10 protein-coding genes and 2 pseudogenes are annotated in these 14,245 nt (G+C 61.2%); 9 read left to right on the top strand and 3 right to left on the bottom strand.

Going from position 1 to position 14,245, the window contains the following annotated elements; genetic code table 11:
- The first annotated feature begins 38 nt into the window (after positions 1 to 38).
- Positions 39 to 545, top strand: coding sequence for a peptide-methionine (S)-S-oxide reductase MsrA (msrA, locus tag AC070A_RS31125; protein ID WP_113399291.1), 507 nt, complete (start codon positions 39 to 41; stop codon positions 543 to 545).
- 159 nt (positions 546 to 704) lie between these two features.
- Here msrA and AC070A_RS31120 read toward each other — a convergent pair.
- Positions 705 to 2,815 (bottom strand): annotated as a pseudogene (locus tag AC070A_RS31120) (carboxy terminal-processing peptidase); the annotation flags it as partial.
- Between the two features lie 220 nt (positions 2,816 to 3,035).
- On the opposite strand from AC070A_RS31120, the gene AC070A_RS31115 reads away from it, so the two are divergent.
- Positions 3,036 to 3,629 (top strand): GNAT family N-acetyltransferase, encoded by a 594-nt coding sequence (locus AC070A_RS31115; protein ID WP_492384371.1) that lies wholly within the window; start codon positions 3,036 to 3,038, stop codon positions 3,627 to 3,629.
- 338 nt (positions 3,630 to 3,967) lie between these two features.
- A complete protein-coding gene (locus AC070A_RS31110; protein WP_112994882.1) occupies positions 3,968 to 5,341 on the top strand; it encodes an enoyl ACP reductase FabMG family protein in 1,374 nt (457 codons plus the stop codon).
- 69 nt (positions 5,342 to 5,410) lie between these two features.
- Here the strand turns inward: AC070A_RS31110 and selD are convergent.
- A pseudogene (selD, locus tag AC070A_RS31105) lies at positions 5,411 to 5,893 on the bottom strand (selenide, water dikinase SelD); the annotation flags it as partial.
- 129 nt (positions 5,894 to 6,022) lie between these two features.
- Here selD and AC070A_RS31100 point away from each other — a divergent pair.
- Together AC070A_RS31100 and AC070A_RS31095 are read left to right on the top strand one after the other, a co-directional pair.
- Positions 6,023 to 8,125 carry an oxidoreductase gene (locus AC070A_RS31100; RefSeq protein ID WP_492384372.1) on the top strand — a complete coding sequence of 701 codons (2,103 nt, stop codon included), beginning with the start codon at positions 6,023 to 6,025 and terminating at the stop codon, positions 8,123 to 8,125.
- A 363-nt stretch (positions 8,126 to 8,488) separates the two neighbouring features.
- Positions 8,489 to 8,899 carry a GFA family protein gene (locus AC070A_RS31095; RefSeq protein ID WP_057249852.1) on the top strand — a complete coding sequence of 137 codons (411 nt, stop codon included), beginning with the start codon at positions 8,489 to 8,491 and terminating at the stop codon, positions 8,897 to 8,899.
- Positions 8,900 to 9,054: 155 nt separating this feature from the next.
- On the opposite strand, the gene AC070A_RS31090 is transcribed toward AC070A_RS31095, so the two are convergent.
- Entirely contained in the window at positions 9,055 to 9,933 is an 879-nt protein-coding gene (locus tag AC070A_RS31090; RefSeq protein WP_057249853.1) for a LysR substrate-binding domain-containing protein, read from the bottom strand.
- A gap of 109 nt (positions 9,934 to 10,042) precedes the next feature.
- On the opposite strand from AC070A_RS31090, the gene AC070A_RS31085 reads away from it, so the two are divergent.
- From AC070A_RS31085 to AC070A_RS31070, 4 genes are all read left to right on the top strand, one after another.
- Positions 10,043 to 11,569, top strand: coding sequence for an ABC transporter substrate-binding protein (locus AC070A_RS31085; RefSeq protein ID WP_057249854.1), 1,527 nt, complete (start codon positions 10,043 to 10,045; stop codon positions 11,567 to 11,569).
- 170 nt (positions 11,570 to 11,739) lie between these two features.
- Positions 11,740 to 12,411, top strand: a complete 672-nt coding sequence (locus tag AC070A_RS31080) for a dimethylsulfonioproprionate lyase family protein (protein WP_057249855.1) — start codon at positions 11,740 to 11,742, stop codon at positions 12,409 to 12,411.
- Positions 12,408 to 13,361, top strand: a complete 954-nt coding sequence (locus AC070A_RS31075) for an ABC transporter permease (RefSeq protein WP_057249857.1) — start codon at positions 12,408 to 12,410, stop codon at positions 13,359 to 13,361. Before AC070A_RS31080 ends, AC070A_RS31075 begins: the two co-directional genes overlap by 4 nt.
- Positions 13,358 to 14,245, top strand: coding sequence for an ABC transporter permease (locus AC070A_RS31070; RefSeq protein WP_057249859.1), 888 nt, complete (start codon positions 13,358 to 13,360; stop codon positions 14,243 to 14,245). Before AC070A_RS31075 ends, AC070A_RS31070 begins: the two co-directional genes overlap by 4 nt.

Below are 14,245 nucleotides of genomic sequence, written 5' to 3'. Positions count from 1 at the left end.
TGAGACCAGGGCGTATTTATCAACCGGAGGAATTCTGGATGACCAAGAGAGCTGTTCTGGCCGGTGGCTGTTTCTGGGGGATGCAAGACCTGATCCGCAGGCTTCCCGGCGTCACCGATACGCGCGTGGGCTACACTGGCGGCGACGTGCCCAATGCGACCTACCGCAATCACGGAACCCATGCCGAGGGCATCGAAATCCTCTTCGATCCGGAGAGGATCAGCTATAGGCGAATTCTGGAGGTCTTCTTCCAGATCCATGACCCGACCACGAAGAACCGCCAGGGCAATGACATCGGCATGTCCTATCGGTCGGCAATCTATTACGTCGATGACGAGCAGAAGCGAATTGCCGAAGATACCATCGCGGACGTGGAAGCATCAGGCCTGTGGCCAGGCAAGGTCGTGACCGAAGTGGAGCCGGTGGGAGATTTCTGGGAGGCCGAGCCGGAGCACCAGGACTACTTGGAGCGCTATCCCAACGGCTACACCTGCCATTTCCCGCGCCCGAACTGGGTTCTGCCCCAGCGGTCGGCGGCGGAGTAATCGTTCTGGCAGCTGTGCCTGAGCTCCCCGTGTCATGCATAGGCTCTGTGGTCGTGGGGATGCCGGACAAAGCTTGGGCCCAACCAGGTACGATGGGCCCTTGTTCGGAAGCATATCCTTTGATGCGGTAATGCTTGGGGTGACACGGGTCTGATTAGTCCCACCCGTGCTTCCCGATCGTTTTGTGGCCGCCGCTAGCACGCCTTCCTGCAAACGGCTTCATCGGCAAGAATGGCGGCCGCCTCGTTCAGCAAGACGTCCTTTGCGTTCTTGCGGGCATTCTCGATGGCAATGTCAGCACTCAGGCTCCGCTCGTTTGCATTGAGACCATCATCTCCGCCAGTATCGTCGCCATCGCCTGCTTGCGCGCGAGACTTCCGTCGATTTTCTCGGGCAGTCAGTTCTTTGCGGCGTTCGGCTTCATTGAGGGAGACTACCCCTTTCTCGCGCTGCGCTTTCACCTCCGCAATGTCTTTCAACAGGCGTTGGAAGTCCGGATCGCTCTCAACCCGCGCATCATGGCGGCTTTGCAGTTTCGGCAACAACGTCGTCACAGTGTCGGCGGGCGCATACTTCGCGGGCTTGATCTGCGCCCACGGCAGGGCGTTGTCATAGCTGGTCTCGCCGAAGGTTGTCGGGTCGGAAAGTGCCGGCAGGCTGATATCAGGGGTCACGCCGCGCAGTTGCGTCGTGCCGCCGTCGATCCGGAAAAACTGGGCAATCGTCACTTTCAGCTCCCCGAATTCGGGTTTGCTGTTGCGGACCATCTCGTCAAGATTGACGACGGCTTGAACGGTGCCCTTGCCGAAACTGGGTTCGCCAATGATCACGCCTCGACCGTAGTCCTGGATTGCCGCGGCAAAAATCTCCGAGGCCGACGCCGAGCCGCGATTGATCAGGACACCCACGGGGCCTGTCCACGCAGGCGCTGGAAAATCAGCGCTTCTTACGTCGACCTTACCATCGCTACCGCGTTGCTGGACGACCGGACCATTGCCGATGAACAGGCCGGTCAAATCAATCGCCTCGTCCAGTGAACCGCCGCCGTTGTTGCGGACGTCAATGAGAACGCTGTCGACTTTTTCCCGCTTGAGTTCGTCGAGGAGCTTTCGGACATCGCGGCTCGCGCTTCTATAGTCCTTGTCGCCTTTGCGCCGGGCTTCAAAATCCTCGTAGAACGCCGGCAGCGTAATCACCCCGATCTTGCGCGTGGCGTCGCCCGCTTTCACAGTGAGCACGGTCTTCTGCGCAGCCTGCTTTTCAAGGCTGATTTTATCGCGCACCAGGGTGACGACGCGATGCGTGGCATCTGCTCCGGCATCTGCCGGCAGGATGTCCAAGCGCACGACGGAGCCTTTTTTCCCGCGTATCAGTTGCACGACTTCATCCAGCCGGGTGCCAACCACTTCCTTTATCGCCCCGTCCTTGCCCTGGCCAACACCGGTAATGCGGTCTCCGACCGCAAGCTTGCCGGAAAGCTGCGCCGGCCCGCCGGGCACGAGCTCACGGATCGTCGTGTAGTCGTCGCGTTCCTGCAGCACGGCACCGATACCAACCAGGGAAAGCTTCATGGCGATGTTGAAATCGGCCGAAGCGGTCGCGCCGAAGTAGTCCGTGTGCGGGTCGACCGACGTCGTGTAGGCGTTCATGAACGACTGGAAAACGTCATCGCTCTTGTACTTGTAAGCGCGATCGAGAGCGTTTGTGTACCGCTTGGCGAGCGTTTCGCGAATGGCCGCGTCGGTCTTGCCGCCCAGTCTCAGCCGCAACCAGTCGCTTTTTACGCGCTTGCGCCAAAGGTCATTGCTCTCGGCTTCCGACTGCGGCCAAGGCGCGTTTTCGCGCAGTACGGGATAGCTTTCCTGCTCGCTGAAATCGAAGTCCTGCTTGAGCAAGTCGCGCGCGTAGCTCATGCGGTCGACAACGCGCTTACCGTACACGTTGAAGATTTCAAACGGGATCTTCAAATTCTTCCGCCGGATGGCATCGTCGATCTCGCTGCGGTCGGACATGAACCCGTCGATATCCGCCTGCAGGAAAAGTACGCGATCCGGATCGAGGGATTTGATGAACCGATCCATGATCTTGGCGGACAAGGCGTCGTCGAGTTGAACCGGCTTGTAGCTGAAACGCGAGAGAAATTTTGCACTCAACTGCGCCGCTTGTGCCTGTTGCTTCAGTGGCTCCAAAACAGGCGGTGGGGCGACTTCAGCATAGGCGGACTGTACGATTGCAAGAAATGCACCAAGGAAGACGTATGATATGCGCATTCAGCGTTGATCCAATTCTTAATGCCGAGTGTCGATGCCAATCTAGGTGAAGCAATTATGGTTTTTTGGCAACCGGGTGGATCATGCGCGGCAGTTCTTACGACCGAATGACCGCTCAATCGACGGCGAGGTCAATCACGCCGCCGTCAGAATGACCTCCACGTCATCAGAAAAACCTCATATGATAGCCGTCCGCCCACAAGCTTTCCGGAGGATCCAGATGATCCGGCTCGAACCACCGCTACGAGTTGCAAGCGAGGCAGATGCGAAGGCGTTGGCCGATCTCGTCAACTTCGCGGGCGAGGGTTTGCCCCTGTACATCTGGGAGGGGCTTGCAAAGGACGGGCAAGATCCATGGGACGTTGGTCGCGCCCGACAAATGCAAAGGGTGCGCGAAGGCCAGATTGTGGTTGTGGATTTCGGGGATGGCGCCGTAGCAAGCCTGACTGGTTACCCGATTGGATCGGAGCCCGACCCAATTGCCGATGATTTCCCCGCCCTGTTCCGGCCGCTGCAAGAACTGGAAAACAAGGCACTCGACAGCTGGTATGTCAATGTACTGGCCTGCTATCCCGAGTACCGAGGGCAAGGGCTTGGCTCACGCCTGCTCGGTCTGGCAGAAGACATAGCGCGGGATCAGGCGCTCCGTCGGATGAGCGTCATCGTCGCCGACAACAATGTGGGTGCCAGACGACTGTACGAGCGCAGCGGCTACGAGCGAGTGGCAACGCTCGCCTGTGTCCGGGAAGGCTGGAAGGGCGATACGGAAAATTGGGTGCTTCTGATGAAATCGCTTCGTCCATCGGATGGCTGATGAGTCCTACTGCCCTCGGGCTCGGTACATTCCGCGCTGCGGTCATGAGACCCAACAAGGCACCTAATCGATACGCTAATATCGTCGCGCCACACGCGCTGAGCCGCAACAGATCGCATCCCGAATCGCGCCGGCGCGACCGTGAGTTCCCTCTCTCGTGTGGTCAATCCGAGGGGTCTTGACCCGCTTTTCTGGTGCCCGCCTCCATTAAGCGAGTTCACGTTTTGAAATGAACGGTCACGCAATATGACTTCCTATTCTAGACCAATGTGGTCATGTGACGCTCAAAGTTCGTCCGAGTCACCCCTCGACGACTAACGGACCAAAGAGCTGACAGTATGGAAAACCCGATCGCATTGAACCGTCTTGCCGAAAACAGCGTCTTTCGCAAAGGAGATGTTTTCGTCCTCTTCGGCGAACTGTTCGGTCGCGGATACGCGACTGGCCTGCTCGACGAAGCCCGGCGGGCTGGTATGGAAATCGTGGGGATCACGGTCGGACGGCGCGATGAGAACAACGCGCTGCGGCCTCTGGACGCCGAGGAACTCGCCGCCGCCGAAGAGCGGCTGGGCGGCAAGATCATCAACATCCCTCTGATGGCGGGCTTCGATCTCGACGCTCCGGCCGGCGGCCCAACTGCGACCGATCTTCTCGCGGACATGACGCTGGAGAGCTGGCAGGACGACAAGCTCGACTGGGACTACATCAAACAGTGCCGGGACATCGCCACCGCGCGGTTCACGAATGCGCTCAAGGAGGTCATGGCCGCTCTCGACGGAATGATCGCCGACGGCCGCAACGTCTTTTTCGCCCATACAATGGCCGGGGGCATCCCGAAGGCGAAGGTCTTCCTGGTTATTGCCAATCGAATCTACAAGGGTCGTGGTGCCCGCCACATGTCGTCGCAAGCCCTGCTCGACAGCGATATGGGCAAGCTCATCCTGCAGAATTTCGACGAAGTCTCCGCAATCACGTTCCGACATCTCATCGACTACAGCACGGCGATCCGGGAGCGCATCGAGGCATCGGGCGGTCAGGTTCGCTATACGGCCTATGGTTACCATGGAACGGCCGTCCTGATTGACGGCAGCTACCGTTGGCAGACCTACACCAACTACACGCAAGGCTACGCCAAGATGCGGCTCGAAGGCATCGCGCAGGATGCCTGGACCGCGGGTATCAAGGCGACCGTCTATAACTGCCCCGAAATCCGGACCAATTCGTCCGACGTCTTCACCGGCATCGAGCTCCCACTGATACCGCTTCTGCTTGCGTTGAAGAAAGAGAACGGCGGCCAATGGGCAGAGTACCAGTGGCAGGCCTGCCAGCAGCTTCTGGCCGACGGCCTCACGATGAAGGATGTGTTCCAGAAAATTACCGACATGCAGGCCAATGAAGTCATGCGTCCGTTTTACGACTTCTCGGCGTGGCCCATGGCGAACAGCCAAGCGCAGTCCGATCTGACAATCGGCACGTCCAACGAAATCACGCAGATGCACCGCGACGGCAAGGTCATGATCAGCGACCACCTGAGTGCTCTGGTGGTGGAGGCGACGGGGCAACTCATCTTCGGCGCGTCGTCAGAACCGTCCGGTCCCATCCAGTGGCTCAACCACGATATCGTGGCGCGCCGGCTCAACGCTTCCCACATGCAATGGGAATCGCCGTCGATCGCTGAAGGGGCGAAAGACTCTCAGCTCGAAGTGGCCTGAAGGCGTCCCGCCCGCATGCGCGGTCAACAACGCGCGCTGCGCGACCACCAACTCCGCAGTCCCCGTCACGACCTCCCCGATTACGGCCGCCTCAAAGCCATGCTTGCGGAAGACGGCGAGCACTTCCGGCGCGGACGATCGCGAGCAGGCGACGAGCAGACCGCCGCTTGTCTGCGGATCGCATAGCAGCGCCTTGTCGATCGTTCCCATCTCGCGAGAAAAGACGACCTCCTGCCCGTAACACGCCCAATTGCGGCCCGCGGCACCCGTGATGAAGCCCGCACCGGCGAGGTCGCGGGCTCCCTCCAGCAAGGGCACAGCGGACCAGTCGATCCGCAGCTGACAGCCCGAGCCGCGCGCCATTTCGAGAGCGTGACCGGCAGGGCCAAAGCCCGTCACATCGGCCATGGCGTGGACATCGGCAAGACGCGCGAGATCCGGTCCGGGCGTGTTGAGGCGGGTCGTGCTCTCGATCACGCGGGCGTAGCCGGCCTCGTCGAGCGCACCCTTTTTCAAAGCGGCGGAAAAGATGATGACGCAGCGCAATGACATCAAAACAATTTCCCATGGAAGAAACTATACAATCGTATAGCAATGGTCTTGCGACGCGGCCGCGCCCGGCTATTCTGGGCTTCGGCGGCCCCGGCCGCCTCAATCGAAATCCTAATCGTGGTAGTAGCGATGTCCCGAGACCCCCGCTTCGATATTCTCTTCGAACCCGTCAAGATCGGCCCGGTCACGGCGCGTAACCGCTTCTATCAAGTGCCGCACTGTTCCGGCATGGGGTACCGTTATCCCAACGCAGAGGCCCACCTGCGCGGCATGAAAGCCGAAGGTGGCTGGGCGGTCGTCTCCACCCAGGAAGCGGAAATCCATCCAACCTCGGACCTGACGCCGGCCAACGAAGCGCGTCTTTGGGACGAAGGCGACCTGCCCGCGCTCTCGGCCGTCACCGAGCGCATCCATCACCATGGCAGCCTGGCGGCCATCCAGCTCGTGCATAATGGCCTGCATGTCGCCAACCGCTTCAGCCGGATGATCCCGCTTGCCCCGTCGCATGCCATCAGCGACAGCCTCGACCCCGTCCAGGCGCGTGCGATGGACAAGGCCGACATCGCCGACATGCGCCGCTGGTATCGCAATGCCGCGTTGCGTGCCAAGAGGGCCGGTTTCGACATCATCTATGTCTATGCCGGCCACGACATGAGCGTGCTGCAGCACTTCCTTTCGCGCCGCCACAATGATCGCAGCGACGAATATGGCGGCTCCTTCGAAAACCGGCTGCGGCTTTTCCGGGAGATTCTGGAGGATAGCCGCGAGGCGATCGGCGATACCTGCGCACTCGCCGTGCGCCTCGCAGTCGACGAACTGATGGGCCCATCCGGTATTACCAGCGAAGGAGAAGGCAAGGACATCATCTCGGCGCTCGCCGATCTTCCCGACCTATGGGACGTCAACCTATCCGACTGGTCCAACGACAGCCAGACGGCCCGCTTTTCCGAGGAAGGCTACCAGGAGCCCTATATCCGCTTCGTCAAATCCGTCACGACCAAGCCGGTGGTCGGCGTTGGGCGCTATACCTCACCGGACAGCATGGTGCGGGTGATCCGCCAGGGTATTCTCGACTTCATCGGCGCGGCACGCCCGTCGATCGCCGATCCCTACCTGCCGAAAAAAATCGAGGAGGGACGCATCGACGACATCCGCGAATGTATCGGCTGCAACATCTGCACTTCCGGCGACAATACCAACGTGCCGATGCGCTGTACGCAGAATCCGACAATCGGCGAAGAATGGCGCAAGGGCTGGCACCCGGAGATTATCGCATCCTCACCGGCGCCTGAGCCGGCGCTCATCATCGGTGGCGGCCCGGCGGGTCTTGAGGCGTCGCGTGCTCTTGCCCAACGCGGCGTCGACGTCGTACTCGCCGAGGCGGGCGGAGAATGGGGCGGACGGGTCGCGCGCGAATGCCGTTTGCCAGGGCTTTCGACCTGGGGGCGCGTGCGCGACTGGCGCGTCGGCCAGCTGAGCACGCAGGTGAATGCCCAACTCTACCTGCACAGCCCGCTGAGCGCCGAAGACGTTCTGCAATACGGCATGCCTCATGTGGCGATTGCCACCGGCGCGAACTGGCGATGCGACGGCGTCGGCCGCACCCACCGCTTGCCCCTGGAATTCCTTTCGGAAGGCGCCCTCGTTTCGCCCGACGCCCTTCTTGTCGACGGCACCGCGGCCGTGTCCGTCGACGGTCCGGTCGTAATCTTCGATGACGATTGCTTCTATATGGGCAGCGTGCTTGCTGAAATGCTGGCCAGGGCTGGCCGGGCCGTGACCTTCGTGACGCCCGAAGCCCAGGTTGCGCCGTGGAGCAAGAACACGCTGGAACAGGGACGGGTGCAAAGACGTCTCATCGAACTCGGCGTGGATATCATTCCTGCCATGGCGCTTGCCGGGCGCACGAAGGACCGGCTTGAGGTTTCCTGCGTCTATAGCGGAAAGACGCGGCAAATCGACTGCGCCACACTCGTCCCGGTCACGGCGCGGCTGCCCGATGAAACCTTGTGGCATGACCTGAAAGCACGGGAAGCGGAATGGGCAGATGCGGGGATCAAGACTGTTGTCCGGCTAGGCGACTGTTTGGCGCCCGGCCTGATCGCCGCCGCCGTCTATTCGGGTCACGAATATGCCCGAACCTACCAGGAGCAGATCGACAGGGATCGCCCTCCTTTCCTGCGCGAAGACATAGCAGTGCTTCACGACAGGTTGGGTGGCTGGAACCGATAGCGGGCGCGCCGGTGCGCGTTGCGTCAGCACAACCATCGCATTAGGGATCGACGTTCGAGTTGCAAGCGCGCGCCTGCTTGCGCGCGCCTTCACGATCCGGCTGAGCTCTGGGAACCTACGGTCACTTGAGTGGTGGTGAACGGTTCGCCATCCATGCGCAGATAACCGAAGGGTATCGTCCATACGTCCCTCGTATGGTTGCCCCCTGGACCTTGGAATGTCGCGCACTACTTCGTCACTTTGGCACGCCTGATATAGTATCGGGCCTCGCCCCTCCGCATTCTCGGCCGCAAGGATCTGCGGCTTGGAACTGCGCCCCCCTCAATCCAACGTATTTTCACCACGCAAGCGGAAGGACTTTCCATGGCCACTGCCCAATGCACCTGTGGCGCTCTTAGACTGACGTTTGGCGAACCGCCGCAATTGACCGCGCTGTGTCACTGCTTGGCTTGCCAACGAAGAACTGGCGCGCCATTCAGCGCCAACGCGTTTTACTCTGTCGACTGCATCGAGATTTCCGGAGCGTCTACGGAATTCGTTCGCACTGCTGACAGCGGGCGCAAGGTACGAATGCATTTTTGCCCAACATGCGGTTCTACCGTCTTTTGGAAGGCCGAGGCCGCACCGTCCTGGATCGGGGTGGCCGTCGGCTCATTTGCCGACCCGATCTTCGCGCCACCGGCCCTGTCAGTGTTCGAACAGTCGAAGCACAAGTGGGTGCAGCTTGACGAGAAGGTCAGGCATTTCAAAGGCCTACCGACCGGCCAAGATTAGTGGCGCGCTGACGAGAGTGTCGAGGTGCGCGTGAGAGCGAGCATGGACCATATCGGAAAAAACGCTTTCCGCTTCATAGCTGTTGGATCGCAAGCCACCGGGAAACGCCCAGCCTGTAGCGTGACGGTTGCGAGCCTCTTGCCCCCGCGTCACCGTCAGACTTGGCTTTGGATCCACTGCAGGAACTTGCGGATCGCCTTCTCGCTCGCGCGCCGCTCCAGGTGCACGAGATACCATCCGCCCGGTTGCATGACATCCGAGATCAGCGGGGCAACGAGCGTGCCGTTGGCAATGTCTCCCTCGACCAAAAACTGCGGCACGACCACCACACCTTGTCCATTGGCGGCCGCCTCTATCGCGAGCAGATTGCTATCGAAAAGCGGCGAGGATTTTTGGGAGAGGCCGGTCGCTCCCACGCTGGCCGCCCAGGTTGCGGCATCCTCCGCTGTCCCACTGACCGACAGAAACGAGAAATGCCTGAGGTCTTCGGGCGACTTGATGACCTTGGCGATGGCCGGTGAGCAGACGCCGACGAGGCGTTCGCGGCGAAGCAGAGTGTATGCAAGGTTCGCGCGGTTCGGCGCCCGCGTGTAGATGAAGCCGATATCGGCGCGGTCGGGGTTGAACTCCCAATCGAGTAGGCTTGCGTCGAGATTGACGGCAATCTCGGGCGAGGCCTCCTTGAAGGTCTGCAGGCGCGGTATCAGCCATCGGACGGCGACGGTGACATAGACCTGTACGGTTAGCGAGGCCGGCGTGTTCGTTTGGCGGATGAGGTCGGTGGCGAGCGCAATCTTGTCGAGCGCATCCTGCACGACGGGAAAGTAGACCGCTCCGTCCCGGCTCAGTTCCACACGACCGGGAAGCCTGAGAAACAACGGAGTGCCGAGATTGCGCTCGAGCGAAGCCACCTGGTGGCTGATTGCCGATTGCGTGACGCGCAACTCTTCTGCCGCCGCCTTGAAACTCACCAGCCGCGCCGCGGCTTCGAACGCCCGCAGCGTCGTCAAGGGAGGCAGTGTGCGGCGGACCATGCTCTCAAACCCACATGAATTTTGCTCATGTAGACGTTAATTCTAATCGTTTGCAACCAGCCGTCCCCATTTTCATACTCCCTAAATAATCCAAAAATGGGGAACCGAAATGAAACGGGATCTTATGAAAACCACGGCGCTTGCCGTGGCCATGGCCGGCTGTTCGCTTTTCGCAACCGCCGCATCCGCTCAGCAGGCTTGCGTGCGCGTGCTCGGTTATGAATCCGACGGCGAGAAACAGACGATGGACCCGGCGGCCCTCATCGGCACCGACAGCGTCTACCACATCCGTTCGGTCTACGAACCGCTTGTCGATCGCAGCAACACGATGCAGCCCGTGCCTGTGCTGGCCGAATCCTGGCAGTCCAATGCCGATGCCACAGAATGGACGTTTCACCTGCGCAAAGGCGTAAAGTTCCACGACGGTTCCGACTTCGATGCCAAGGATGTTGTCTATTCCTATCGCCGCCTGCTTGATCCGGCGATCTCGCCCGGCGGCTTTTCGACCCTCGCTTTCCTCGATGCGAACGGCATCACGGCGGTCGGCGATCACACCGTGCTCTTCAAGGTGAAGGAGCCGGTCGTCGAACTGCCGATGTTGATCGCAACCAAATATGCATTGATGGTTCCGGATGGCGCCAAGTCCGAGGATCTACGCACCAAAGGCAACGGCACCGGCCCCTTCCTGCAAGAGACCTTCACCATCAATGGCGCGGTCCGCGTGATGCGGCGCAATCCGAACTATTGGCGTACCGGCCTGCCGAAGGCAGAGTGCCTGGAGATCACCACCAGCCTCGAATCCACCTCACGGCTTTCCGCACTTCTTTCCGGCACCGTCGACCTTTCCCTGACTGTGGATCCCCCGAGCCTGATTACGCTCAAGGACAATCCCGCGGTCGAGCTCGTTGCGACACCTGGCGCAACCTCGCTTTACCTCGCCGTCTGGACCGACACGCCGCCCTTCGACGACGTCAAGGTGCGCGAAGCTCTGCGGCTGGTGATGGACCGGCAGAAGATCCTCGATACCGTACTGCTCGGCTATGGCGAGGTTGGCGGAGATACGCCGATCCCGCTGTCGTCGCCGCTCGGCCTCGGTGTGCCGGCAAAGGCGGCGAATGTCGAGAAGGCCAAGGCCCTGCTCTCCGAAGCCGGCCACCCTGACGGTATCGACTTCGATCTCTACACGTCGGATTCCTACCCGGGCATGATGCTGCTGGCGCAGGTCTATGCCCAGATGGCCGCGGAAGCCGGCATCCGCGTCAATGTCATCACGTCACCGGCCGAAGGATACTGGGATACGGTCTGGCTGAAGAAGCCGGCGGTCATCTCCTACACCAGCGCCCGGCCGCCGGCGGAAGCCCTGACGCTCTCACTGAACAGCAAGTCCGAATGGAACGAGACGCACTGGAAGCGAGACGATTTCGATGCGCTCGTTGTCAAGGCCGGCCAGACGGCGGACGAAGCGGAGCGCAATAAGCTCTATCGCGACGCCCAACGCATCGTCGCCGATGAAGGCGGCATGATCCTGCCGGTCTTCACCTCGGTCGTGGCGGGCTTGCGCAAAGGCTGCTCGGGCTACCGGCCGAATGTCGATGTGAACCGCATCGACTATGCGGAACTGACCTGCGGCGACTAGAGCATCCCGCTCTCAAGTGGAATCACTTGAGGCGGAAAGATGCTCTAGAATCAAAGTACTAGAGCGTCCTTCGTGCGTTCAGCTGAACGCACGGCGCTCTAGAGCCGCCCTCCCACCTCTGAACACAACCCATCCACGGGACGACCAGTCCCGCGGAAGAGGATAGCTGCATGACGATTTCCGCTCTGAAGACCTTTGTAAACTGCTTTGCCGATGCGCTGGATCGCGATCCGCGAGCCGTATCGCGCTCCCATGCCGCCAGGCTGCGCCGGATTGCCGGTCGCCTGCCGCCGGTTGCCCCCGTACCGGAGGGGCGCGTGCCAATCCAGGTGGCTTGCGAAAACGAACTTGCTGCTTATCGCGAGACATCGGAGCTGGCCCGGGCGCTCGGCGCCCTACTGCCTGCCATCCATATCACCCGCAGCAAGAGCTATCTGGCCAATCCGCCAAGTAGCGATTTCGGTGAGAACTACGGATACGGCGTGATTTGCGGACCCGACAATGGCGTGCCGGCCTTGATCCAGGATCCGGACATCGCGTTCGGGCTGATGTTCCTGGGGCCGGAAACCCACTATCCGCTCCACCACCATCCCGCAGATGAACTGTACTACACGGTCACTGGCCCCTCCTTCTGGCGGGCAGGGGACGCCGACTGGGACATGCGCGGCAACGACGAAATCATCCATCACGCACCATGGGTGCCGCATGCAACGCTCTCGGCCGACAAGCCCCTGGTGCTTCTCTACATTTGGGAAGGCGATCTTGAGACGGATGCGGCCTTCATTCCCGATCCGCTGACCGCGAAGGCGGCTTTGGTCTCAGTCGGAGCAAACCCAAAATGAGTGTAGCTCGCCTGCTTTTCAGCCGGATCCTGTTTTCGGCCCTCACCCTGCTTCTGGTCTCGATCCTGATCTTCCTGATCCTCGAGGCCCTTCCGGGCGACGTTGCCACCCGTATCCTTGGACGAGACGCAACCGCCAAGGCGCTGGAAGTACTACGCAGCCAGCTCCACCTCAACCAGCCCGCACTCGTGCGCTACTTCCAATGGATCGGCGACTTCCTGCGTGGCGATCTCGGGGTGTCGATCGCAACGGGCCGGCCGATCGCCGACGTACTCGCGCCCCGCATTCTCAACACCCTGCTTCTCTCGCTCCTCGCCTTTGCAATCTACCTGGTGTTGGCACTCGTTCCGGCAATCATCCAGGCGGTCAACCGCGGCAAGGCCGTCGACAATGTCATCTCCGTGATCACCCTGCTCTTGCTGTCGCTGCCCGACTTTCTGCTGGCAACGATGCTGCTCTTCCTGTTTGCCGTCGCCGTGCCGATCCTGCCGGCGCTTGCGACGATCTCCGAGACCAGCACCTGGCAGGAGACGTTGCGTGCCATGGTTCTGCCCGCCGTGACGCTCGCGATCATGATGGCCGTCTATGCCATCCGCGTGCTGCGCGACAGCCTGATCGAAGTGCTGCGCTCCGACTATGTGCGTCTCGCGGAGCTGAAGGGACTTCGCCCCCGCGCCGTGCTCTTTCGCCACGCGCTTCCGAACGCCATCGTGCCCGCGCTCAATGTCACGGCGCTGAACCTCGGCTTCCTGATCGGCGGCGTCGTCATCGTCGAGCGGGTGTTCTCCTATCCCGGTTTCGGCACCCTGCTGATCGACGCGCTTCAATTGCGCGACATTCCCCTCATTAAGGCGACGGTGATGATCAGCGCGGCCGTCTATGTCGCCGCCAACCTGGTAGCGGACGTCCTGGCCGTCCTGCTTCAACCCCGCCTGAGGACAAGCCGATGACCATGACGACATCCAGCCTGCCCAGCCGGTTCGCCTGGCTCGACAAGGGGTTTTGGCAAACCACACCCGGTCCCTTCAGGGTCGGCGCGATCATCCTCATCGCCCACGTGCTCTTTGCAATCGCGGGCGCCTTCTGGACGCCCTATGGCTTTGCTGAGATGGGAGCAGGCCTCCCGCTTTCCGGTGCGTCCCTCCAGCATCCGATGGGGCTCGACCAAATCGGCCGCGATGTCTTCAGCCGTTTCATGTATGGCGCGCATATCGTGCTGCTGCTGTCCTTCGCCGGCACGGTACTTGGCATGGTGGCCGGAACGACGCTCGGCCTTTTGTCTGGCTATATCGGCGGCTGGTTCGACGAGATCACCCAGCGCATCGTCGAGGCGATGATCAGCATACCCTTCCTGGCGCTCGCGCTCGTCATGATCATTGCGGCAGGCCCGGCGCTCGCCGGAGAACCGGTGCTCATCGTCTTCGTCGTCGCCCTCGTCTATGCGCCGCGCATTGCGCGCATCGCCCGCGCAGCGGCCATGGAGATCGCCACGCGTGAATATGTCGCCGTGGCGGAGCTGCGCGGCGAAGGCACTTGGTCGATCGTCTTCCGTGAAATCCTTCTCAATGCCGCGAACGTGCTGCTCGTCGAGTTCTCGCTTCGCCTCAGCTATGCGCCGATCCTCATCGGGGCGCTGGGCTTTCTCGGCTTCGGCATCCGCCCGCCGACGCCTGAATGGGGGCTGATGATCAGCGAAAACCGCAACCTCCTGATCGCTTCTCCCGTGACGGTTTTCGGGCCGGGCCTCGGCCTCGCCTCACTCGTCATCGGCTTCAACCTCTTTACCGACGGCCTGTCGCGCATGCTTGGCCAGCGGTCCGTCGCGGGAGCGTGA

This window comes from Ensifer sp. GW101-20A05, assembly GCF_059424735.1.
This window is presented reverse-complemented; position numbering and strand designations above follow the sequence as displayed.